Raw genomic sequence first — 25,298 nt, 5'->3', positions numbered from 1 at the left:
AGGCGCATATACAGATATAGTAATTAAAAATGATCTATATGGAAGATACTTATGAGCGAGAGAAAATGTAAAATCCATTTTTGTTTCTTGCGGCAACTGGATTGAACAAGTTATAAATTGAATACATTAAGTTATAAAGCATTTCTTTGTAATGAAAAATGCTTTTTATCTATGTCTAAAATTAAAAGGATATCCATACAACGATAAAAATGTGGTAATAAATGATAATAATTTATTGTTAAACGATAAAATATGTGCTAAAATAAAATTAATAATAAATAAGTGAGGTGTTTTTTTATGAAACAAGGTTCAACACTCTTTTTAAAGATAGCTGTATTTCTTATTGGAATCCCAGTTCTTGCTTTGTGCATATTCGGGTTACCTTGGTTAACTAATAATCCAGTAGATCCAGACTATGCCCACATACTATATCCCATTTTAATAGGCATGTATGTATCAGTTATCCCGTTTTTCTTTGCATTGTATCAGGCATTTAAACTTTTAAGCTATATTGACAAGAACCAATCTTTCTCTGAACTGTCTGTCAAATCTCTGAAAAAAATCAAGTTTTGTGCAATGTCAATCAGTGGTTTGTATGTTGTAATTATCCCATTTGTTTATCTTATAGCGGATCTAGACGATGCTCCAGGTCTCATAATAATAGGAATGGTTCCTATCTTTGCTTCAATGGTAATCGCAGTATTCGCTGCTGTTCTTCAAAGACTTTTACAAGAAGCGATTGATATAAAATCGGAAAATGACTTAATAGTCTGAGGTGATAACAATGGCAATTATAATTAATATTGATGTGATGCTGGCTAAAAGGAAAATGAGCGTTACAGAACTTTCGGAGAGGGTTGGAATAACCATGGCTAATCTCTCTATATTGAAAAATGGAAAGGCAAAGGCGGTTCGACTATCCACTTTAGAGGCGATTTGTAAAGCTTTAGACTGTCAGCCTGGTGATGTTTTAGAATACAAAAGTGATGAAGACACGATGCTTAATTGATAGAGCCTCTGGACGCTGGAGGACTCCCGCTGTCACCGTCATATAGACGAATTGATGGTAATTGCATATATTTTAAATAAGGATAACCTTGCTATATCGGCAAGGTTATCCTTATTTATATTAAAGAAAATATACTATATATGTTGAATTAAAGAATCCCATTGAAGCTGTGGCGCTCAATAAGGAGAGAGTTGTAATTCGGGGTGTGGATTGTAGAACGCTTTGCGCTTTGGGATGTCTTTACCGCGCCTTCGCTAGGGTGTTCATTATCGAGAGAAATGTGATTTTGAGATGTACATGCTGAGATTATAAGGTGATTACTAGTTGTTATTAATTATATTCAAGAAAGACGCACTCCAGGTTGCAGAGCTCATCACAAATTATGAAATGCACTTTCTCACATAGACCCATCCAGCGAAGGCGCGACTTCGTGGTAGCCGGAGCGATAAGACTGAAAGGGGTCTTCTTTCTGGCTTATCGCGGGAGGCATCCACAAAGCGTCCAAGCGGTATTGGCGGGAATTCTAATTAGTTCTCAGTATCGGGATTTTTTCAGTGATCTCCCAAAAGTCCTTGTAAAGCGCATACGCCGTATTCATTTATAAAAAAATCCAAATTTAAGACAATCAACGTTGCCCTCCACCTCCCGTAACGATGCGATTATTGAAGGTCCACTACAATCAAATACTGCACAAAAAAACTAATCTCACTTTAACTTCTGTAAGCTGTTGACAATCTTCTAAAAAGTATCTAGTATATAAATGAGAGTGATAATCGTTATCAATTAAATTTAACGTATAACTAATCCTTAGAAAAGTAAAAGAAGGAAAGAAACCTTAATCAATCGATACGATTACATATAGAAAGGAAGTACTGAAAATGTCAGCTATTACAGTAGATCAAGTTGCGATTGGTTATTCAAGCACACTAATAATTGATGAATTAAGTGTGTCTATTCCTGAAAAAAAGATAACTACGATCATTGGTCCGAATGGCTGTGGGAAATCTACTTTATTGAAAGCGATTTCGCGCGTATTGAAAACGAAAAGCGGTGCGGTCTATCTTGATGGACGTGCAATCCATCAGTTAGAAACGAAAGAAGTAGCCAAGAAGATGGCGATTTTGCCACAGTCAGCTAACGCTCCAGGGGGACTTACTGTATTTGAATTGGTTTCCTATGGCCGTTTCCCGCACCAAAGTGGCTTTGGTTCATTAAAGAAGGAAGATTATGAGTATATTTACTGGGCAATTGAAGTAACCGGATTAAATGAGTTTAAGGATCGCCCTGTTGAAGCATTATCAGGTGGACAAAGGCAACGCGTGTGGATTGCGATGGCGCTTGCGCAGGACACTGAAATTCTAATTCTCGACGAACCGACTACATATTTAGATTTAGCGCATCAACTCGATATCTTACTTCTCCTACAGCGACTTAATGAGGAGGAAGGCCGGACAATTGTCATGGTTCTTCACGATTTGAATCATGCATCCCGTTTTTCTGATTATTTGATTGCCATGAAAGATGGCACATTAGTAAAAGAGGGGACACCAGAAGAGGTGATGACTTGTGCTAATTTACAGCTTGTATTTAACATAGACGCCAGGATTACAACTTGTCCATTTAGTGAAAATCCAATTTGTCTATCGTATCAATTGTGTCAGAAGGAACGGTAAACCTTTTTCTCAATGAGGTATGCCGTTTGTAAGTTCGTTTTGGGGAGGAAAATGTATGTCTGCTTCAGCAGAGGTTTCTGCCGAGATAGAAAAGCTAACAGAAATTAAGAAACACTCACATCCAATTGTGGCTGTTGTTGTTTTATTCGGAGGTATGTTTGCATTACTTGTTGCAATTGGTCTATCCATTTCATTTGGAGCTGCAGACATTAAGTTAGCAACTGTTTGGACGGCTGTGTTTCATTTTGATCCTGATCTAACACAGCATCAAATTATTCGAGAAATACGCATGCCGCGCGTTCTTGGTGCTGCAATGGTTGGATCATGTTTTGCTGTAGCTGGTGCACTTATGCAGGGGATGACTCGGAATCCACTAGCGGATTCCGGTCTTTTGGGCTTAAATGCAGGTGCTGCATTTATGCTGGCACTTTGTTTTGCTTTTTTGCCCGGCCTACCATATATGTACTTAATCATGTATTCCTTTTTAGGTGCTGGTCTAGGTGTTGGAATCGTGTATGGAGTCGGCTCGATGTCACGAGGCGGTTTGACTCCAATGCGACTTGTCCTTGCTGGGGCTGCAGTAAGCGCATTGTTAGGAGCACTTAGCGAAGGAGTTGCCCTTTATTTCCGTATTGGGCAAGATTTAGCCTTTTGGTATGCTGGCGGTGTATCGGGAACGAAATGGGTTCATCTCCAAATCATGACCCCATGGATTATCGTTGCAATGATCGGTGCACTGATTCTTTCACGTTCAATCACACTCTTAAGCCTTGGAGAAGAAGTAGCAATTGGACTAGGACAACGAACAAAGACGATTAAACTAGTTGGGATGATTATTGTGCTAATCCTAGCTGGAGCTGCTGTTTCTGTAGTAGGGGCAGTTGGTTTTGTTGGATTAATCGTTCCTCATCTTACTCGTTTTCTAGTTGGTCATGATTATCGTTGGATTATTCCTTGTTCAATTGTGTTGGGTGGTCTTTTAGTAGTTTTGGCGGATCTCGGAGCACGAATGATTAATCCTCCATATGAAACACCAATTGGCGCATTGATTGCTTTAATTGGGGTTCCGTTCTTCCTGTATCTTGCACGAAAAGGAGGAAAAGAACTATGAAAGAAAAGATTAATATGACAAAGAACCAACATCGGGCAAAAACTAAAAATCTGATGATTATCGGTGTTCTTGGATTACTCATTGTCGTTGCTTTCATGATTAGCATGAATACCGGTTTTATTAAATTGACACCGTTTGAAGTGATCCGAACGTTGTTTGGGTTTGGAACGGAGAAGCAACACCTCATTCTATTTGAATTTCGATTACCTCGTATAGTTATTGCAGTATTGGTAGGGATGGGACTAGCAGTTTCGGGCTGTGTGCTACAAGGGATATCCCGTAATGCTTTGGCGGATCCGGGCATATTGGGGATTAACGCAGGTGCTGGGCTAGCTGTCATGCTATTTATATCATTTTTCCCATCAACTACAGCTACACCTGTCTTTTTACTTCCTGTTTTAGCGTTTTTAGGAGCAGGAATAACAGCGGTGATCATTTATTCGTTAGCTTATAAACGACATGAGGGAATTTCACCTATGCGGCTACTGCTCACGGGTGTGGCAGTAGCGGCCGGTATTAGTTCGGTCATGATTGTTTTAACACTGCGCTTAAGTCCAGAGAATTATCAATTTGTTGCTACTTGGTTAGCGGGCAGTATTTGGGGGTCAAATTGGAAATTTGTGCTGTCCTTGTTGCCCTGGATCCTCGTTTTAATACCATTTGTATTTTCGAAAGCACGTGTATTAAACGTACTAAATTTAGGAGATTTAACAGCAGCTGGCTTAGGTGCCTCGATTGAAAAAGAGCGGCGTATATTACTTGCTGCAGCTGTTGGATTAGCGGGAGCTAGCGTGTCAGTTAGTGGTGGTATCGGATTTGTAGGGCTGATTGGTCCTCATTTGGCACGTCAATTAGTCGGATCTAGACATCAATTTTTAATACCAGCTGCAGCTTTGACCGGGGGGTTGTTAGTCCTTGTTGCGGATACACTTGGTCGTTGGATACTACAGCCATCAGAGATACCAGCAGGAATTGTCGTCGCTGTTATTGGGGCACCGTACTTCCTTTACCTATTGTCACGCTTGAAAGATTGATGTATCTGAGCCATCGTCTGTGTAAAAATCCTTATGAAGTTATTGTACTCTATAGAATTGTTATTTCTTTGATAAAAAAACGAATAGTAGGAGAATGAATCGATGTTAACTAATAAAAAAAGAACTGTAATCATGTCTAGTTTTCTAGCACTATCACTAACTTTAGTTGGGTGTGGCGACACTAGTGAAAATGGTGCCAAAACCAAAGATACCAAAACAGAACAGGCAGCGGAAGAGCTTTCAACAGAACGAATACTAACAGATGCAATGGGGCATGAAGTGACAATACCTGCAAAACCTGAGCGTATTATTGCTTCTTATTTAGAAGATAATTTAGTAGCACTCGATATTACGCCTCTTGCACAGTGGACAGTAAATGACGGCGCATCGATTCAAAATTATTTACAAGACTATTTAAAAGACGTACCGACAATTCCATATGACCTTCCATTTGAAGTCGTGACAAGCTTTTCTCCGGATTTACTCGTTATGAGCTCTGCGGAAGCAGTGGAGGGGGGGAAATACGAGCAGTATTCAAAAATTGCGCCTACATATGTGCTTGAAGTAGAGAATAACAGTGATTGGCGCGAAAAATTATTAAAAGTAGGTGAGATTTTCGAGAAAACGGATGAAGCAAAACAGGTATTAGAAGAATATGAGAAAAAAGCAACGGACTCAAAGAAGATTATACAGGATTCGATTGGCTCTGAATCAGCTGCAGCTGTTTGGCTCGTTAATAATACATTCTTTATAGTTAGCGAAAATGTATCCAGTGGAGCTGTCTTATACGGTGATCTTGGTCTTTCAACTCCAAATGTGGTCAAAGAAATTTCAAGCACCGCTACAGGAAATTGGTCGGAGATTTCCTTAGAACGATTAGCTGAACTAGATGCAGATCATATCTTCTTGATTAATAGTGATAAAGGAAATGGCGCAGAAATGTTACTGGATCCAGTATGGAAAAATATACCGGCCGTGAAAAATGGACATATTTATGAATATGCCGCTGAGACTAGCTGGTTATATTCAGGACCGATTGCTAATACTCAAATTATTGATGGTGTTGTAGAATCACTTACCAAGTAAAACTCGTATAGAAGAGAATATAATCAACTCCAATTTTAAACAATAACACGTTAAAATTGACGTAGTTGGCTATATTTTTTTATATGTCATTGAGAATGAAAATCGTTATCAATAAGGAGGATATCAATGTTTAAGAATAAAGCTCAACTTATCTTTAGTCTATTACTCGTTATACTTACTATAATGATTGCTGCTTGTGGAAGTTCGAGCAGTCAAACATCTGATACTAAGAAAGGTACGGAAGAAGCAAAGAAAGATAAGGCTGAAAGTGAACAACCAGAAACAAGAATTGTTAAAACAATTCACGGCGATATTGAGATACCGGCAAACGCAAAACGAATTGTTGTAGATAGCTATTTACCTACACTACTTATCCTTGGAGAAAAACCTGTTGGTGCAACAAAAACAGATCTTGAGAACGTACATATACAGGATTTGATAACTGGTATTGAGAGTACCGGTGAGAGTGCTGTGGAAACAATATTGGGTTTAAATCCAGATTTGATTATTAGTGCGGATTCTGAAAAAAGCACATTTGAGAAATTTTCCAAAATGGCACCTACTGTGATTATTCCCTACGAAACATATAGCGATGCTTACGAGGAAGTAAGAGCAATTGGGGAGATGCTAGGCAAAAGCAAAGAAGCAGAAGAATGGCTGACTTCTTTTGATGAGAAAATTCAACAACAAAGAGATAAAGTCAAGGCGGTAATGGGAGAGGGAGAAACAGTTTCTATCTTCGGTGCATTCGGTAAAGACTCGTACATCTATGGTGATGGTATTTATCGAGGTGGACAAGCAATCTACAAACATCTTCAGTTAACTCCGCAGGAGCGTATTAAAACAGAGTTAATAGATGCTGGGGAGACATTCAAACAAGTTTCCTTTGAAGTACTGACTGATTATGCTGGTGACTATATCTTTTTCGATCAATCACATGGTGGTACGTTAGATAAAGAGGATCCTGTTTGGGAATCTGTAGATGCAGTCAAAAAGAATAATGTTTTCTATCTTGATGGAAAACGGTTTTGGCCATATGATCCGATTGCCGTGTTAGCGCAAGCGGAAGAAGTAGCGGATATGCTTGTTGAAAAGAAACAAAAAGAAAAATAATTCATAAAGGGGAGGCTAGTTCTGAATGGGGGGTGCTGTCAGACCTAGCCTCTTAACATTTTCACCAAGTGAATAGTTGATGAAGGCCCCACACAAAAACAATAATGTAAGGAATGTGATACCTATTGCTAAAACGTTTTTTCTCTTATTATAAACCATATAAAAAACTTTTCATTTTGGACTTTTCCTGTGCAGTCATTGCCGCATTACTAGAGTTAGCCTTTCCACTAGCGGTCCATCGTGTAGTGGATGATTTGTTACCTAGCTCAAACTGGACCTGGATTCTATGGGGGTGTGTCTCGTTACTTGGAATTTATATTATCAGTGCAGCTCTCCATTATGTTGTCACTTACTGGGGCCATAAGCTGGGCATTAATATAGAATCGGATATGCGAAAAGATCTCTTTACGCATGTACAGAAGTTATCGTTCCGATTTTTTGATAATAATAAAACAGGTCATTTAGTTTCTAGAATGACAAACGATTTAATGGATATTGGTGAAATCGCGCATCATGGACCGGAGGATTTCTTCATAGCACTTATGACACTCACTGGTGCATTTGCAATTATGTTTACGATAAACCCAGAATTAGCTGTACTCACTTTTATTATTGTTCCACTTATTATTAGTCTTTCTTTGTACTTCAGTAAGAAAATGTCTGTAGCATTTAGCCGCTTCTTTACGGATATTGCAGATTTTAATGCACGTGTCGAAAATAATGTGAGTGGAATGCGCGTTGTTCAAGCATTTTCCAATGAAGATCATGAAATTGCTCAATTCAATAAAAACAACGTTCGTTTTCGTGATTCAAAGTTAATCGCTTATCGTGTTATGGCTTGGAATTCATCGATTAGCTATATTCTCATGAAAATTGTCACATTGTTTGTTCTACTATGCGGAACATGGTTTGTTATCAATAAAAGCATGACGTACGGAGAGTTCCTTGCCTTTATCCTACTGTCGAATGTGTTTTTAGGACCGATTCAGCAAATCAATGGTGTTATTGAAATGTATCCCAAAGGAATTGCTGGATTCAAGCGATTTACTGAAATGCTAGATACAGAGCCAGATGTAGCAGATGCTCCGGATGCAATGGATGTCGGTCATTTGGAAGGAAATATAAAGTTCGAGGACGTATCGTTTGGTTATGAAGGTAAAGATAATGTGTTGGAGCATATTAATTTAACGATTCGTGCTGGAGAAACAGTAGCCCTTGTTGGACCATCAGGTGCTGGAAAAACGACGATTTGTAGTCTATTACCTCGTTTTTACGATATAAAGGAAGGTTCTTTACTGATAGATGGAATTGAAACTAGAAAAATGACCCTTGCCTCTCTCCGTGCCCAAATTGGAATTGTTCAACAAGATGTATTTCTATTTGACGGATCGATTCGAGAGAATATCGCATATGGCGATCTAGATGCTTCAGAAGAAGAGATATGGGAAGCGGCGAAAAGAGCTCAGTTGGAAGATATTATTCTTTCTCAATCAGAAGGAATGGATACGATGATAGGGGAGCGTGGTGTTAAACTTTCAGGTGGACAAAAACAGCGTCTATCTATAGCTCGAATGTTCCTGAAAAATCCATCTATCCTCATTTTGGATGAAGCTACATCAGCACTTGATACTGAAACTGAGGTCGCAATTCAACTAGCCTTAACTGAGTTATCTATTGGGCGTACAACACTTGTGATTGCACATCGATTAGCAACGATTAAAAATGCAGATCGGATAATTGTTGTGACAGAGGAAGGTATTACAGAACAAGGCAGTCATCAAGAGTTACTCGATCTAAAAGGGGCTTATAATAGACTACACGAAGCACAATTTGGTGTGTAAAAGAGAACCCAAGCTATGGAAAGAAAATGGCACTCTAGTACTTTCTACAGTGTGTTTCTTACTTACTTTAAAAAAAGAGTATGCATCTTATCATGCAATGGACTATAAGAAAGAGACTCTTTCTTAAATAAAAAAGACAAGACTCTGGAGAAGACATCAGCCGCCAAAATTGTATCTTTGGCGGCTTTTACACAGATAAGAAGCCCAGCTATTCTCTCGTCCGGAAAAACGTTAGCACTTTGTGTACGTATGCATTTGGAGCGCGAAGGATGAATAAACACCATACGATTATCAAAAAAATGTGTAGGGATGTGATTAACTCGCATTCCTACACATCAAGACATCTTGGTAATCGTATAGAGGTCGTTTAATCCAAAAGTGATCCAATTATACTGTACACGAAGCGCCTAGTGTTTGGTTCAGTTATTTACTGTTTTTGTTGGTTAATCAGCACATGTGTGATTTTATGTGAGGAAATGATTTCTATATAATTGAGATACTTAGGTATAGTCAATTGTACTGTTACTAGTTGGAAATTAAGTGATTAAGAGGGGATGTAGTGATGGCTGATCATTTATCTAAGCATAATATCTCATTATCTCATACATATTATTACCCTGTAAGCATAGCTAACTGGGAAGGTTCTTTACCTAGTATTGATGAAGAAATGACACGATTCCCTTGTATTCTCGTTATTATAAATGGAAGCGGTTTACTAAATCTTCAAGAACAGCAATACGAATTGTCACGTGGTTGTGTAATGCTATGGCATAATTCCCATGAATTGAAGGTGTCTACACAATTGCATACAAGTTTTAAGGGGACATTGATTAGCTACCGTTGCTTAACGTCTGATGGTATTCAACCGAATGTATTAAAGCATCCTGAACCTCTTCGGAACTGTTCTTTGAACATATTAAGTCTGACGGCCGAGCTAGAAAGGGCTTCTAAACAACTAAGTGAACGTAAACCGTTTCAATTTCAACAATTATTCGTTGAGCTATTAGCGGTGCTATATGATGAACTAGAGGGACAACAACAGAAAAGTAACGCGTGGATGGAACAAGTTCTTCATTATGTAGACACACATTTTCATGAGGATGTGACGCGTGAGCAAATGGCAACAATCGCACAAGTAAGCCCTGAACATTTCTCGCGTGCATTTCGCAGACATACTTCTCAAACCTTCAGTGATTACCTTGCCTTGCTACGGATTCGTGCATCTCAGAATAGGCTGCTATACGATATGCCAAAACTAGAGAAATTGGCACAGGAAGTGGGCTATAAAGAAGGTGCTTATTTAAGTCGGAAATTTAAGCAATTGGTCGGTTTATCACCTACCGCCTATCATCAAAAGAAAAAACGTGTAGTTGCTCTTAATAGTAACCATACTGCATGCTTACTGGCATTAGGAATCACGCCAGAGCTAGGCGTATATTCCTCCTGGATGGAAAGTATAAATCCAGTGAATCCCTTGCAAAAACTCTATGAATTTGGAATAAGTACATCCTCTTTTTATAACACCATTGCTTCCACTCGGCCTGATTTAATCATTGATTATTATACTGTGAAGGGGAGCAAAGAACTTCTACCGCTGGCTCCCGTGCTTGGCCTTCCTTTTATGGACATGAGCTGGAGAGAGCAATTTCGCCACATTGCTGACGTTGTAGAAAGACAACAGCAGGTAGAGGAATGGCTCGCACATTACGATGAACAAATATGGGCCTTTAATCAGAAACTGGACCAGCAGCTTGGAAAACGGGGAACGGCAGTATTGTGGGAAATCGGTACAAGTTCTGCTTACAGCATTCATAGTAGCCATGGAAGAGGAAGCCAAATCTTGTATGAAGATATCGGCTTTCGTCCTCCAGGCTCTTTGCTTAAGCATGGTATTGAACAACGGGGGTTTGTAGAGGAAGAGATTGAAGCTATTGCAGACCACCCAGCTGACCATATCTTTATTACTGGGATACCTTCAAATCCAGGGACAAAGAAACGAATGAAGCGCTTATTTCAGTCAGAGTCTTGGCTGAAGATGGAGGCAATCAAACAAAATCGGATGTACTTAATTGAACAGCCAGATTTATTTTATGGCTATGATCCGCTGTCCTCCCAAGCACAGTTGCATGAGCTTATGAGGGTGCTAATATCACAAAAATGAAGGGGATTAGATCATTTTAGTGCATAGACAATTCTGTCCAGACCCCTTAATATTATAAGTGATAATGATTATCATTATTAATTAAGGGGGATTTAAAGTTGTATACACAAGAAAACCATCATTGGGGGCAGAGGCTGAGGCTAATTGTTCCGTTAGTATTATTTCTAATCTTGATAGTCCTTTCCGCTTGCGGAGCGACAGAGAAAGCTTCAAATAGCGGAGCGACCGATAAAGTGGAATCGGACCAAAATTCAGGAGCTAACACGAACAGCACTACGAAAACTATTGCTACAGTAAATGGAGAGATTGAAATACCTATCAAACCGCAACGTATTGTAGCAGAGGAATACCTTGGCAGTCTGATTGCCTTAGATGTTATACCAGTGGGAGCACCGGAACTGACAATTAATAACTATTATTTTGAAGATGAACTTTTGGGTGTTTCTGATACTGGAGTTTACGGAAGTCCGTCTGCTGAAAGTATTCTTGCCCTTAACCCGGATCTTATCATTACTGGAAATGGAGAGAGCTATGAGATTTTAAGCAAAATCGCTCCAACAATCGTTATTCCATATGGTGATTTGAAAAATGCTCACGAGGAACTGACCTTTTTCGGTCAACTACTTGGTAAAGAAAAGGAAGCAGAAGTTTGGCTAAATAATTATGACCAGCAAATTGCAGACGCTAAAGCTAAGGTTGATGCAGCTATCGGCAAAGATGCAAGTTTCTCGATTATGGAAGACATTGACAAATCAACATATGTATACGGTGATAATTTCGGCCGTGGCGGACAGCCAGTCTACCAAGCACTAGGACGCAAACCACCTAGCGTTATTTCCGATGAAATTATGGAGAAGCAATGGGCCGAACTCTCGGCGGAAATGTTAGAAAGTTACGCAGGTGATTATATCATTATGACTTCCAACAGTCGAACAGTTACCGATTTTGAAGCAGATCCTGTTTGGGGCAGCCTGCCAGCGGTCAAGAATGGTCACCTCTATGTATGGCCAGAGGAACGTTCATGGTATTATGATCCGATTGCTGTCCTTGCTCAGACAGAAGAGCTTGTAACTTGGCTCACTAGTTTAGAAAAATAGAAAAAGGTGCTCCACAGCCTGTTGTATGGCTTAAGGAGCATCTTTTCTTTGCGATATTATTTGATTACTCAAAGTAGGTTGGCTTCATAAGGGCTTCTTTATTTTTTAACATCGAATTTGATGGATGTCTATTTAGGATTAATAAAATAAGTCACATCTGTTTATTAACCAAAAGTAACCAGTGAATAACATAATCTCCTACTAGGCGCTACTTGTATAGTTGCATTTTTCGATTGCTTCGGATTGAATGACTTCTAGCCATAGTAGGACCCCTCAGTAAATCTGTCAAGAATAGTTAGTCGAAAGCGGGCCGAAAATAGTGCAGTGAAAATGAAGGTCATCAAGCCCTACTCCCTAGTATTTTATGCGAATAAATGGTTAATCAACAGACGTGAAAATAAGTTATTGTATTTTTCGATTTTGTCGTATACACTTAGTTAGTGAAAATGATTCTCATTCTCACTCGTGTTGATTAACTTGAGAAAAAAAGTTATTTTGAAAAGGGGATAACCGATTGTGAAGAAAAACAAATTAATGATCATGACTGCAATGCTATTCTTGCTGGCTTCAATACTAATTGCGTGTAATAAATCAACGACAAAACCTTCAGAAACAGAAAATGAGACAGAAAAAGCAGAAGTAGAGCAACAAACCGATGAAACTCGGTCGTTCGAGACCGAAAGAGGTACCGTTGAAATCCCAACAAAGCCATTGCGAATTGTTACAGATTATTACGGAGGAGAGTTACTTTCTGTTGACGCAAATGTCGTAGGTGTTGAGCCAACAGCTTTTGATAATCCATTTATTAAGGATTTATTAAAAGATGCCGTCGAGATTGGAACGCCAGTGAATATTGAAAAGGTATTAGAACTAAAACCTGATTTAATTGTTGTTATGTATGATGAAAATTACGAGCAACTTTCGAAAATTGCACCAACAATTCATATTCCATATGGAACGGCAACAAATATTCAAGAAACGATCAAATTGTTTGCAGATATTACCGGAAATCATGAGGAAGCGGATAAATTCATAAGCAAATTTGACCAGAAAGCAAAAGAAGGAAGGGAAAAGCTATCAGCCGTTATTGATGCAGATGCAACATTCGGTATTTATGAATTAACGGACAAAGGTGATCTTTGGATCTTTGGAGACAATGCAGGACGCGGGGGGCAAGCACTGTATAATGCGTTGGAACTTAACATGCCACATGAAAACAACAATGAAGAACAAACACTCCAGCTGTCAATGGAAGTATTACCAGAGTACGCCGCAGACTATATGTTTTTGACAACCTACGATCCTGAGAAAAAAGGAGAGGCTTTAAAGAACTTGAAGGATTCGTCTGTTTGGCAAGGATTGGATGCGATGAAGAATAATCGAGTGTTTTATAACGACTTTGATACATATTACCGATACGATCCGATTGCGATTTATGAGCAAATAGACTTATTTGTAGACATGCTGATTGAAAATCCAACGAAGTAATTTTTTCATGGTAGTGCTACGTGAGCGTATTTTAACAATATCGTTGTGATTGTTAGTTAAGTATTGAAAACGATTCCACAATGATTTATACTATAAATAGTGAGAATGATTATCATTATCAAAAAGATGTGGAAAGATCATTTCAGGTAAATTTTTACGTTTAGCTAGGCGTAGAGAAGGTATTTCGCCTATAAAGAAAATTGATAATAGATACCGTGGCGACAGATTGTATTTTGGGTACTAGTTTGACTTTCTCGCGCTGCATAATGACTAAATGAAAAAGGAGCATGGATGATGAATTCAGAACAGTTATATGATGTAACAATTATTGGTGGTGGCCCAGCGGGACTTTTTTCCGCTTTTTATAGTGGTTTAAGGGAAATGAAAACTAAGATCATTGAGTTCCAACCTTATTTGGGCGGAAAAGTGCATGTCTATCCAGAGAAAATGATTTGGGATATTGGCGGACTCACACCGGTTACAGGAGAACGACTGATTGAACAAGTAATTCAGCAAGGATTAACTTTTGAGCCCGAGCTTGTATTAGGGGAAAAAGTAACTTCGATTAACAAAAATGAGGATGGAAATTTTGTTATTCAGACATCTACAAACCAAAAGCATTTGTCCAAAACAGTCATTTTAGCTGTTGGTGGGGGAATCTTGAAACCAACAAAATTAGAAATTGAAGGCGCAGAACGTTTTGAAGTTGCAAATTTGCATTATACAGTGAAATCTCTTGCACGTTTTAAAGGGAAAACCGTATTGATTTCCGGAGGCGGTAATGCCGCTGTTGACTGGGCGAATGAGTTGGAACCGATTGCGGAAAAAGTCTATTTAACTTACCGGAAAGATATGTTGAAAGGGCATGAGGCAGAAGTATCGAAGCTATTCAATAGTTCTGTCGAGTGCTTATTGAATACATCAATCCAAAAACTCATTGCAGCAAGTGACCACGAAACGATTGAGAAGGTGGAGTTAGTTAACGGAGAAGATGGAGATCTGATTCAGCTGTCTGTTGATGAAGTGATTATTAATCATGGCTATGATCGTGATAAAGAATTGACTTCGAATAGTGGGTTAGATATAGAAATGGCGAATGAATACAGTGTTGCAGGCAGTCCCATGAGTGAAACATCTGTACCAGGGCTCTTTGCAGCAGGAGATATTTTGAATCACGAAGGGAAGCTTCATTTAATAGCAGGGGCGTTTCAGGACGCGGCTAATGCTGTGAATAAAGCGAAACAATATATCGCGCCAGATGCTTATGGGCACGGAATGGTCTCTTCACATAATGACATCTTTAAAGAGAAAAATCGTGAATTGGTCAAACATTTGTATGCAGTGAAAAACTAACTTATTTTAATAGTGGCATACCAGCGTATCTTTCTAAAATAGTATCGAGAAGCGTTGAATTGCAGAGGAAAAAGGAGTAACAAAAGATGAAACCAAAACTATTATTTCACACATTATTTATAATAACGCTTCTATCCTTAGCGCTGGTGGGATGTAGCGAACAAGAAACTAATAAAACAGATTCTGAAACAAAACAATCTGAAAAAGAAGCAAAATCAAGTGAAAGCAAAGAAATGAATACATCTACAAGAATCTATAAGGATGTAACCGGAAGAGAAGTAAAGATCCCCGTCAATCCACAGCGTGTTGTGACGACTCAATATTTAGATGCGATGCTTGCGCTTGGTGTGAAGCCGATTGGCGCACCAACACATGTATTGGACAATAACTATTTAGGCGAATTACAAGCTGGGGTAGAAGACCTTGGAAGTCCATTCAGCATCGAGAAAGTGCTGGAAATGGCACCGGACTTAATTATTTCAGCAGATCCTGAAGAAGTGGAGCAACTAAGTAAAATTGCGCCTACGATTGTCATTCCATGGATGTATGGAGATGTTTTCACTCAATTTAAAGAGGTAGCTAATGTCTTGGGTAAAGAGAAAGAAGCCGATGAGTGGATTGCCAGATTAGATGATAAAGCTGCTGAAGGAAGAGAAAAAATTGCTGGTAAAATAGGTAAAGATCAAGTCGTATCGATTTTTATGACATATGAGAAAGATACACTTAGACTTTATGGCGCACGAAACATTGGTCATGTCCTTTATCGATCATTACAATTAACTCCGCCTTCGTTCATTCAAGAAAAGCTGGCAAAAGACCCTGATTTTGAAGAGTTTGTTTACGAAGATATATCAATGGAGAAGTTGCCGGATTATGCAGGGGACAAAATTATCATGTTAACGTATGGGGAAGAAACACAGCAGAAGGATAGTATGCTTTCTCAAATCGAAGAAAGTTCTTTGTGGAAAAGTATTGACGCTGTAAAAAATAATGATGTCTATTATATTGGTGATGATCCGTGGTTTACATATGCTCCGATTGCAATCGAGAAATCATTAGACGAAGCAATTAAACTCTTGTCTGAGTAACGGAGAAAAGAGAAGCAGGAGAGGCCAACCACTAAACTAGATGTGATATAAAAAATCTTCTGAATGCCATTTTAATTCGTAAGAAGAAAGGGAACTGTCTTTACGGTCTTTTTACAGACTTAGGAAGACAGTTCTTTTTAATTAAGGCTCTTTTCGTAAAGATTGTTGCTAATAGAGCGTAAATTTAGAGGGGAAAGTATAGAATAAGAGAAAGTAAACGAAAGGGGTGTAAAGTATGAAAAACAACTTAATAGCACTATCTATTTTTTGTTTGGCGTTATCCTTTATGATAGGAAGTTGGTTAATCACTAACGAATTAAGAGAAAATTCAACCAGTGTTAAAGAAGTTTCACTAAAAACTGAAAAAGAAAAAGAAGTAATAAAACCACAATTTTTTAATAAGAGTGAGTTAGCTATTTATTTAGGTTTGAGCGAGGAAGATGTTAGCATGTTGGGACCAATTCCATCTGGAGAAAACAGTACATCAAGTGAACTTCCGTATATACAGATTAATGGCACGTTATACTTTTCCAAACAAGCAATTGATAAATGGTTACAAAATCATGGTTCGTTCAGCGTTACCCGTTAAGTTCCATGGGACCAATTAAATTGGTCTTTTTTTACGTTGTTTTCAACATTGCTACCGTTGTATGATTGGATTTTTGACACGCTGAAATAAGCATTTGCTCTATCCGATTCTCAAATGATAAATTCTTGCCGAGGTCAAGCCAGCGGAACCAGTAAAGGTAGTTGTCAAGGTACTTGTCAAGGTACTTGGTGGCAACTCCTTGAAAACGTACCATCCAAGACTTTAAACGATTGTGGAAGTTGTTTACGTGTTGGATGTGATAGATACCCTTCTTAACACGTTGTTTTTGTCGTTCATTTACCGTTTCGTGCTTGAGTCCTTTTATTTTTGCGAACTTCTTATAGTTCGTAGCTGTGTCTGTAGATAGCAAAGCAGATGGGTGAATGTATTCACCTATCACCGTGTCAATTTCTTCGGCTTTTGGGCGACCTCTTCCCGCAATACGAGCAACCACACTTCCATTTCGGTCTTGTGCGACTACAACGGCAATTTTCAGGTTGGAAATTCCCCGTTTTTCATCTTTCTCTCCACGCTTCTTCGCCTTTCTATGGGGGATTTCATTTCCTTTCATAGACTCACGAAAGAAGGTTTCATCACTTTCAACGATACCTTGATTCTATATAATGTCCAGCGAAGACGTCTACTGGGGCCAAGCTTTGTTGGGAGGATTCTTTATTACAATATCACGTCTGTTGGTTAACCATTTATTTGCATAAAAAACTGGTGAGTGGGGCTTGATGACCTTCATTTTCACTGCATTATTTTCGCCCCGCTTTCGACTATCTATTCATGACATATTTACTAAGGAGTCTTATTGTGGCTAGTAGCCTGTCGCGTTCCTACACTATTCAAGTGAAAAATGCAGTTGTCGTGGCAAAACTTTCCGGAGATGATGCAGAATTACTGAAGTTGCGATCATAATTCGAACTATTGTAGGTACCTACAGTAATAAATCATGAAAGTTTAGATAGTTACGATAGTTTCTTGCAAAGGCAACTGACACTATGGAATTTCACGTGCCGAAGATTGTAAACTATGGCACAATGGAGTTAGAAGCTAGTGAATAGTAGGGGGAATGAAAAGTGAAACCAAAAATTTATTCAACATATTCTATACCTGACCAAGTGAAAGACTATATGGCTCAGTATTGTGATATTCGTGAATGGCATGGCGATGGGCGAACTCCGAGGGATATTCTGTTAGAGGAAATTGCTGATGTTGAAGGGTTATATACTGGGGGTAGCAGTATGGTTGGAAGAATTGATGAGGAGTTACTGAATCACGCCCCTCACCTAAAAGTCATTAGTAACGTATCTGTTGGTTACAATAATTTTGATGTAGACGCTATGACTAAACGAAATGTAATTGGAACCAATACGCCATATGTATTGGATGAAACGGTTGCAGATTTAGCATTTGCCCTCATTTTATCCACAGCTAGACGTATCACTGAGTTGGATCGATTCGTCAAAGAGGGAAGCTGGAAACCGACGACAAATTATCGCGAAATCTATGGGAAAGATGTACATAGTACCACGTTAGGCATCATTGGGATGGGGCGAATTGGAGAAGCGATTGCGAGAAGAGCAAAATTCGGATTTAATATGGATGTTCTTTATTTTAATCGGAATAGAAAACAGGCAGCTGAAGAGAAGTATGGTGCGGAGTATTGCGATTTGACCTCACTGTTAACACGTTCCGACTACATTGTGTTGATGACGCCTCTTACGCCTGAAACGTTCCAAATCATTGGTAAAGAGGAATTCAAATTGATGAAGAAATCTGCTGTTTTCATAAATATATCTCGCGGTCAGACTGTCGATGAACAAGCGCTTATTCATGCTTTGCAAAACGGAGAAATTCATGGAGCAGGACTGGATGTATTCGAAAAAGAGCCTGTGGATCCAACTAATCCATTACTTCAAATGTCGAATGTCGTGACAGTCCCTCACATCGGATCTGCTACAGCGAGAACGGAAGCGGCAATGGCGATGCGAGCGGCAGAGAATTTAGTAGCTGTTTTAACGGGGAAAGAACCAATAGATCCCGTCGGAAAATAAATTTTGGGTATGTTGTGTGCAAGAGGAGCATCCTGAAAGTTCAACCCATAATGAATTTACTTTACAAAGGAACACATCATCATTTCACTTTACTGATGTTCCGAAAAAAACACTGGAAATCCATCGGCAGAACATAGATGGGTTTCCAGTGTTTTTTTGAGCTTAAGAAATAATTATTCGATGTATCCTTTTTCGTTTTAAGTGTCTATATAAGAAGTGAAATGGGTGGTCATAAAATCAGTCTAAAGTTCCTTGAAACGTTATTAGCTCTTCATTAAACGTGTTGATCTACAAGAATGGAATTCCCATCTGGATCTTCAATTGTAAAACTCGCAGGACCTACGCTTGACTCATCTGCTTCAGTCAACATTTTAATTCCTTTTGCTTTAAGATGTTTTTGAAGGTCTCGTATATCCGTAAACGAATCGAGATTTTCGGCATTTTCATTCCAGCCTGGATTAAAAGTCAGAATGTTTTTTTCAAACATTCCTTGGAATAGTCCTATTATGCAACTTTCATTCTTCATAATAAGCCAGTTGTGGGTTATATCCCCTCCAAACACTTGAAATCCCAGGTTTTCGTAAAATGCTTTTGATTTATGAATGTCTTTTACACTTAGACTTGAAGAGAATGCTCCTAGTTTCATATTTCCTCCTCTTAACAATTTGAAAAAAATCAGATTGTAGTTTTTATGGGTAAGTAAAAATTTGCATAAGTTAATTATAAATGAGTACTTTGAAATACACAATATTCACCATATGAAGTATGGGGGCAGCTTCAACCACAACCCGGAGAGGATGAATGGTGTCAGTAACTGTCAGTGTGAATTTTTCTTCATGTTCATGGTCTTTATTTTGTGCTATATATGTTGAACAAATGAATACGGCGTATGCGCTTTATAAGGGCTTTTGGGAGGCCACTGAAAAAGCCTTAGTATTTGGAATGAATTAGGATTACCACTAATACCGCTTCGACGCTTTGTGGATGCCTCCCGCGATAAGCCAGAAAGAAGAACGCTTTCAGTCTTATCGCTCCGGCTACCACGAAGACGCGCCTTCGCTGGATGGTTTATGTGAGAAAGCGCATTTCATTAGCTGTGATGAAGTCTGCAACCCAGATTGCGGATTTCTTGAATATAATTAGTATGAAATAGTAATCACATTAAAGTCTCTCCATATACATCTCAAAATCACATTTCTCTCGATAATGAACACCCTAGCGCAGGCGCCTTAACAGGGGTCGCCGAAGCCATCCCCAAAGCGCCAAGCGTTCTACAATCCACACCCCGAATTACAACTCTCCTATTATTGAGCGCCACGGCAGATTCAATGGGACTCATTAATTCAACATATATAGTTAAATTACTAATTTCTAGAGTAGATGTACTATACTTCTGTAGTGAAAATCCAATGAATAGAGCAAATTAGATTGAAAATGTGCAAACTTTACGTAACTTGACCTTGTAATAATTCAATGACAGTATTTCGATAGATCTGCGTCTAATAGGCGTTTGTAGTGATTGCTAAATGACATGCAGGTGACAATTCGGTGTCGTGGAGGGATATGGGTTTATCTTTTGATGAATGTTCGTTAAGATACAAACTAAGCTTTAGAAAAAAAGAGCGGCAGATTTGAGAGGGGTTTACATGATATGAAGATCAAAAAAGTACTAGTTCCATTTATAGCAGGTGCACTAGCATTAAGTTTAGCTGCTTGCGGTGGCGAAGATAAAGCGGCAACTGATAAAAAGCCTCAAGAAGAAACCAAACAAGAAGATACTAAACAAGAAGATACTAAGGAACCAGAAGCTACAAAAGAGCAAGAAGCATCTGCAAAAGAGATGCAAGAGAAGCTAGCTGAACAGCAAGTGGACGACAAGAAGATTGTGGCTGTTGTAAATAAGGAAGAACTTAAAGGTGACAACTATAATGCAGCGGTGACATCAATTCAAGGTCAAATGCAACAAATGGGACAAGACCCATCGAGCAAAGAATCAGCGGAACAAGTAAAAATGCAAGCACTTGATATGCTTGTTAACCAGGCATTGATTCTTCAAAAAGCAAAGGAAGCTGAAATAAAAGCATCTGCATCTGAAATTGATAAAGAGTATTCAGTATTTGAAAAGCAATTTGGCGGCGAAAAAGAAATGAAGAAAGCGCTCAAAGCTCAAAGCATGGATGTAAAAACATTGAAAGAACAAATCGCGGATTTAATCATATCTGGAAAGTACCAAGATAAGATAGCTCCAGCGAAAAAAGTATCGGATAAAGAAATTAAAGAATACTACGATCAAGCTGCGTCTTCATCAAAAGAAGCGGGACAAGAGATGCCACCGCTTAAAGAAGTAAGTGAACAAATCCAAGAAATGATTAATCAAGAACAACAACAGAAGTTACTTGCTAAACATGTTGAAGAGCTAAAAGAAGATGCTAAAATAGAGTTAAAAATTTAACTCATTTAGGTGTAAACAGGTACCGATAAAAAGGATTCACGAACTAGGTGTATACTTCGGAAACCTTTATGAATAAAACAATAGGACATGGAATGTTTGACCTTTAGGGTTAAGCGTTTCATGTCTTTTTGAATTTTCAATAAAAATTACGTCTGAAATTTGAACTTCAATTCAATAAACATAGGAACTTCTTTTTGGGACAACCTAATGAGAAAGAAAAAGTGATAATGAGGTGATGGTTATGATAATTGAAAGGTCGTCTGAGTGGAAAGAAGGCTTTACAGAGCGACTGGAGAATCGTGAGGCATGGGATAATTGGACATTATATAGGATGAGTTATGAGGCGGTAAAAACGAACTTGATTACAGATTTTAATGGCCTTCAATCACCTAAATATTTACCCAATCTTACACCCCTAGCCCATCAATTGAAAGTGGCGGAAACGGTCATTGAAAGGATGAATGGAAAAGCGATTCTTGCAGATGAAGTGGGACTCGGTAAAACCATCGAAGCTGGTTTGATCTTGAAAGAGTATTTAATCAGAGGCCTTGTGAAGAAGGCGTTAATTTTGGTTCCAGCATCACTTGTCAATCAATGGATTGAAGAACTGAACCAAAAATTTCATATTCCAGCGATGCAATATAAAAAAAATTACGATTTAAACCATTGTACGATTGTCGTTATGAGTATAGATATGGCAAAAAGAAGCCCCCATAAAGAAAACATCTATGATCAAGAGTATGATTTAATCATCATTGATGAAGCTCATAAATTAAAGAACCACAAAACTAAAAATTATGAGTTTGTACAAAACTTAAAGAAAAAGTTTTGTTTGTTATTGACTGCCACGCCAATTCAAAATGATGTATTTGAACTCTTCTATCTCATTTCATTACTAAAACCAGGGCACTTAGGAAATTACGAAACCTTTCAATCGTCTTTTTCCGCGAGTAAGCACAATGTGGAACACGACGATTATTTAAAAGAATTGGTTAATCAAGTGATGGTAAGAAATAGAAGGCAGGATACTGGAATTGAATGGACAAATCGTCGTGTTCAAATAATACCGATTGATTTTACGAAAGAAGAACAAGAAGTATACGATCTGATTTCAGAACTTAAAAATGTTTGTCCCATTTTTTCGGATGCCTTCTCTATGATAACGCTGCAAAGGGAAATGTGCAGCAGTAAGGAAGCTACATGCTTAACGTTAACTAACATGCTTCAAAAATGCATTAAACCAGAAGACATTTCTTATATGGAAGGAATTATTCAAAAGTTGATGGGACTAGACATAAATTCAAAAGCAGAAAAAGCTTATGAAATTATTACTCAGGCAAATGATAAGGTTATACTCTTTACCGAATATCGAGCAAGTCAAACCTATTTGCAATGGTATTTACAGTCAAAAGGAATCACAAGCGTCCCTTTTAACGGACAATTCAATAAGAATAAACGGGAGTGGATGAAACAGCTGTTTAAAGAACAAGCGCAGGTGCTAATTGCGACGGAATCCGGCAGTGAAGGGATTAATCTACAATTTTGTCATCACGTCATTAACTATGATTTACCTTGGAACCCCATGAAGTTAGAGCAACGCATTGGACGTGTCCATCGGTTAGGGCAAGAGCATGACGTTCATATTTATAATTTAGCCATTCAGAATACAATAGAAGACCAAATATTGGAATTACTTCATGTTAAAATTGGGGTCTTTGAACAAGTAGTGGGTGAGTTGGATGATATTTTATCTGCTTTTAAAGAGTCCATTTGAGGTGAAAGAGCTTGGGGAATTGAAGGAGGAATTACATGTACCCACAACAAATTCACAGTTATTTACTGCAGTTTTTTAATGAAAACAATTGCCAAATAGTAAATGACAATGATTATTATATCAACGTTCAATTAACGGTTGATATGGATAAAAAAATTATGAATAGACCATATTATTGGAAATACTTAGAGAGTACAGATGGCGTGCCCAGTCCAGCACAACTAACTTTTATCACTGATAAAAATAGGCTTGTTGAAGACGTTAAAGGGGAAGTTATACACTTCGGTTCCCCACGGCTCAGTCAACTGTTTGAAGCAACAAAAGAGATGGGTTCATATGTCCAGATGTATGAACGGGTAGCAGATAAACTTGGAACGCAAACCATATTAACACCTTGGTTAGCTGTTAATTATAAAATTTCATATTACAGCGATCAAACGAAGGAAATTCTTCATTCGTTAGGTATAAACTTAATGACGGGCCAGGTGAATGAAGGGTTTCAGGAATTGTTAAGTGCAGTGGATTTAGATACCACTATATCGGAAAACACCTTTAATTTACCTTATATTATTAAACCCATTCGTGCCCTTGAACGATTGGATGGGATAATTGATAACTTCATACAGAAAGCTGATCACACATGGGCTGAAGAAGCGAAGTTGAGATGGCGAAAGGATCGCAGGGTATTAGAATACTTCTATGAAGGGGTAGAAAATAAGCCGGATTGTTATGAGATTGAGAAAGAAGCGATGGACCAACAATACGAAGCGAGAATTAAAATTGACATCATCAATGGCGGATTATTTTATTTGAAATGAATTTGAAGTATTTCTGTGAGAAACTATCCCAAATAGGTAAGACCTTTCGCAAGTTTACTGAACATGCGAAAGGTCTTTTCTTCGATGTTGTGGATTAATTACGTTAAAATAGGTAGTAGCCATAACATTAGATGAAAATAATTGACGAGGGTGACATATGAAAGCATATATTTTAAAACTTTCCTTTGAAGACATAAAGCCACATATCTGGAGGCGCATTATTTTACCCGCAGGTGCGACATTTAACCGTTTACATGAAACAATCCAGAACGTCACAAATTTTCAAAGCACACTTGAGCCGTACCATACCTTTGGAGTGGAAATAGATGATTATTTTATCACAAATAATGAATCGATTTTAGACGAATATAAAGGGAAGACCTATTATGGTAAAACGGTCAAGCAGCCAGCGAGTATAAAAATCGATTCGTATCTTGAAAAACACAGTCATTTCATTTATAACTATGATTTTGGTGACGACTGGCGGATTCTTGTGGAGCTTGAAGAAATAGTAGAGGATTATTATTTTGGCTATCCCACATTACTTAATGGAGAAGGAACGGCGCCACCGGAGGATGTTGGCGGTCCCCCAGGATATGAAGCTTTTCTAGAAGTGTATCAAGATTCGACACATCCAGATTATTTATCCACATATGCATGGGCGGAGGAGCAGTTCTACTTACCTTTGGACATTGCTTGGCTGAATGATCGTTTAAAATATGTGAAATACAAAAAGACAGAATGGCAATATATCGATCATGAAAATTATCATGTGCTATCTGATAAATATCGCGGTGCAAAGTCGGTAGATCCTGACTTACTGCCTAACAAAAACCTTATAGTCCAGTATGCTATAGCATGTACTAATTTATATGGATTGATTGAGTATCCAAAGTTTTTGGAGATTTATAATTCTCAAAATGAGCCAGCTGTATCGAGTAGTGAACTACAGGCACTGTTAGCAGATACTCATTCCGCAAAACAGCTAGCGAAAGAAAGTGTGTTTACACATAAGAGAGCATTGATCCATGAAGCTATTGAATATGTCGAGAATTATTCTGCGTTTTTAGAAGGAACCATAGGAAAGCCATTTTATGTACCTACAAAAGAAGAGCTATTGCGCTACGCAGATGATTTATATTATGAAAAGACAAGCCATCAAGAAAAGCTTGGAAATATGCTTGCGAAAGACTTTTTTGGTGGTAGTACGCTCATGATTAAAGATGAAATTGATGAATTGGTCGGTCAATTACAAGGTGTGCACGTTAATTTCCAAGGAGTAGTGCAGAATTTTTTAGGGCGTTTTAAATGTAAAGATATGAAGCAAATGAATGAATATATGCAAGTTATCACCATGATTGCGAACACCACGCGCATTTGGGAAAATAGAGGTCATACACCTCATGAACTTGCACAAATGGAGAAACACCATTTAATGCCGCTACCTAGCACCCCATTTAGCGTAATTGAGGGTGGGAGAACGGGCCGGAATGAACCTTGCCCATGTGGCAGTGGGAAAAAACATAAAAAATGTTGCGGAAAATAAAGCAC

At 38.4% G+C, this 25,298-nt stretch carries 20 protein-coding genes and 1 pseudogene; 19 read left to right on the top strand and 2 right to left on the bottom strand.

Going from position 1 to position 25,298, the window contains the following annotated elements; all coding sequences use genetic code 11:
• Positions 1–297: 297 nt before the first annotated feature.
• The 14 genes from MKX62_RS22755 to MKX62_RS22690 all read left to right on the top strand — a co-directional run bounded on the left by MKX62_RS22755 (position 298) and on the right by MKX62_RS22690 (position 16,643).
• A complete protein-coding gene (locus MKX62_RS22755) occupies positions 298–774 on the top strand; it encodes a DUF2975 domain-containing protein (RefSeq protein WP_067210827.1) in 477 nt (158 codons plus the stop codon).
• 10 nt (positions 775–784) lie between these two features.
• The gene (locus MKX62_RS22750) at positions 785–1,009 is read left to right on the top strand and encodes a helix-turn-helix domain-containing protein (protein ID WP_067210825.1); all 225 of its coding nucleotides are present in this window, start codon (positions 785–787) and stop codon (positions 1,007–1,009) included.
• An 878-nt stretch (positions 1,010–1,887) separates the two neighbouring features.
• Entirely contained in the window at positions 1,888–2,682 is a 795-nt protein-coding gene (locus MKX62_RS22745; RefSeq protein ID WP_067210822.1) for an ABC transporter ATP-binding protein, read from the top strand.
• Between the two features lie 55 nt (positions 2,683–2,737).
• Positions 2,738–3,793 (top strand): FecCD family ABC transporter permease, encoded by a 1,056-nt coding sequence (locus tag MKX62_RS22740; protein WP_067210820.1) that lies wholly within the window; start codon positions 2,738–2,740, stop codon positions 3,791–3,793.
• Between the two features lie 14 nt (positions 3,794–3,807).
• The gene (locus MKX62_RS22735) at positions 3,808–4,827 is read left to right on the top strand and encodes a FecCD family ABC transporter permease (RefSeq protein ID WP_421103143.1); all 1,020 of its coding nucleotides are present in this window, start codon (positions 3,808–3,810) and stop codon (positions 4,825–4,827) included.
• Positions 4,828–4,929: 102 nt separating this feature from the next.
• Positions 4,930–5,913 carry an iron-hydroxamate ABC transporter substrate-binding protein gene (locus MKX62_RS22730; RefSeq protein WP_067210817.1) on the top strand — a complete coding sequence of 328 codons (984 nt, stop codon included), beginning with the start codon at positions 4,930–4,932 and terminating at the stop codon, positions 5,911–5,913.
• Positions 5,914–6,039: 126 nt separating this feature from the next.
• On the top strand, positions 6,040–7,026 hold the full coding sequence (locus MKX62_RS22725) for an ABC transporter substrate-binding protein (protein WP_338656078.1): 987 nt from the start codon (positions 6,040–6,042) through the stop codon (positions 7,024–7,026).
• 125 nt (positions 7,027–7,151) lie between these two features.
• The gene (locus MKX62_RS22720; RefSeq protein ID WP_340742425.1) at positions 7,152–8,867 is read left to right on the top strand and encodes an ABC transporter ATP-binding protein; all 1,716 of its coding nucleotides are present in this window, start codon (positions 7,152–7,154) and stop codon (positions 8,865–8,867) included.
• Between the two features lie 562 nt (positions 8,868–9,429).
• Entirely contained in the window at positions 9,430–11,028 is a 1,599-nt protein-coding gene (locus MKX62_RS22715; protein WP_340742424.1) for an ABC transporter substrate-binding protein, read from the top strand.
• A 98-nt stretch (positions 11,029–11,126) separates the two neighbouring features.
• On the top strand, positions 11,127–12,125 hold the full coding sequence (locus MKX62_RS22710) for an ABC transporter substrate-binding protein (protein WP_340742423.1): 999 nt from the start codon (positions 11,127–11,129) through the stop codon (positions 12,123–12,125).
• Between the two features lie 516 nt (positions 12,126–12,641).
• Positions 12,642–13,613 carry an ABC transporter substrate-binding protein gene (locus MKX62_RS22705; protein WP_399633055.1) on the top strand — a complete coding sequence of 324 codons (972 nt, stop codon included), beginning with the start codon at positions 12,642–12,644 and terminating at the stop codon, positions 13,611–13,613.
• A gap of 294 nt (positions 13,614–13,907) precedes the next feature.
• Entirely contained in the window at positions 13,908–14,966 is a 1,059-nt protein-coding gene (locus tag MKX62_RS22700; RefSeq protein ID WP_067210805.1) for an NAD(P)/FAD-dependent oxidoreductase, read from the top strand.
• A gap of 86 nt (positions 14,967–15,052) precedes the next feature.
• A complete protein-coding gene (locus MKX62_RS22695; RefSeq protein ID WP_340742422.1) occupies positions 15,053–16,054 on the top strand; it encodes an ABC transporter substrate-binding protein in 1,002 nt (333 codons plus the stop codon).
• Positions 16,055–16,289: 235 nt separating this feature from the next.
• Positions 16,290–16,643: a hypothetical protein gene (locus MKX62_RS22690; RefSeq protein WP_067210801.1), complete on the top strand. Its 354-nt coding sequence runs from the start codon at positions 16,290–16,292 to the stop codon at positions 16,641–16,643.
• Between the two features lie 31 nt (positions 16,644–16,674).
• Here the strand turns inward: MKX62_RS22690 and MKX62_RS22685 are convergent.
• Positions 16,675–17,256, bottom strand: a pseudogene (locus MKX62_RS22685) (IS1595 family transposase); the annotation flags it as partial.
• Between the two features lie 469 nt (positions 17,257–17,725).
• On the opposite strand from MKX62_RS22685, the gene MKX62_RS22680 reads away from it, so the two are divergent.
• On the top strand, positions 17,726–18,703 hold the full coding sequence (locus tag MKX62_RS22680) for a 2-hydroxyacid dehydrogenase (protein WP_255428461.1): 978 nt from the start codon (positions 17,726–17,728) through the stop codon (positions 18,701–18,703).
• 274 nt (positions 18,704–18,977) lie between these two features.
• Here the strand turns inward: MKX62_RS22680 and MKX62_RS22675 are convergent, their stop codons facing one another.
• Positions 18,978–19,349, bottom strand: coding sequence for a VOC family protein (locus tag MKX62_RS22675; RefSeq protein WP_067210794.1), 372 nt, complete (start codon positions 19,347–19,349; stop codon positions 18,978–18,980).
• Positions 19,350–20,354: 1,005 nt separating this feature from the next.
• Between MKX62_RS22675 and MKX62_RS22670 the strand changes: the two genes are divergently transcribed.
• From MKX62_RS22670 to MKX62_RS22655, 4 genes are all read left to right on the top strand, one after another.
• The gene (locus tag MKX62_RS22670; protein WP_340742421.1) at positions 20,355–21,155 is read left to right on the top strand and encodes a SurA N-terminal domain-containing protein; all 801 of its coding nucleotides are present in this window, start codon (positions 20,355–20,357) and stop codon (positions 21,153–21,155) included.
• Between the two features lie 241 nt (positions 21,156–21,396).
• Positions 21,397–22,929, top strand: a complete 1,533-nt coding sequence (locus tag MKX62_RS22665; RefSeq protein ID WP_340742420.1) for a DEAD/DEAH box helicase — start codon at positions 21,397–21,399, stop codon at positions 22,927–22,929.
• A gap of 35 nt (positions 22,930–22,964) precedes the next feature.
• Entirely contained in the window at positions 22,965–23,747 is a 783-nt protein-coding gene (locus MKX62_RS22660; protein ID WP_340742419.1) for a YqhG family protein, read from the top strand.
• 157 nt (positions 23,748–23,904) lie between these two features.
• Positions 23,905–25,293, top strand: a complete 1,389-nt coding sequence (locus MKX62_RS22655) for a plasmid pRiA4b ORF-3 family protein (RefSeq protein WP_340742418.1) — start codon at positions 23,905–23,907, stop codon at positions 25,291–25,293.
• The last annotated feature ends 5 nt before the right edge of the window (positions 25,294–25,298 follow it).

This window comes from Sporosarcina sp. FSL K6-5500, from assembly GCF_038005665.1.
Classification (GTDB): domain Bacteria; phylum Bacillota; class Bacilli; order Bacillales_A; family Planococcaceae; genus Sporosarcina; species Sporosarcina psychrophila.
This window is presented reverse-complemented; position numbering and strand designations above follow the sequence as displayed.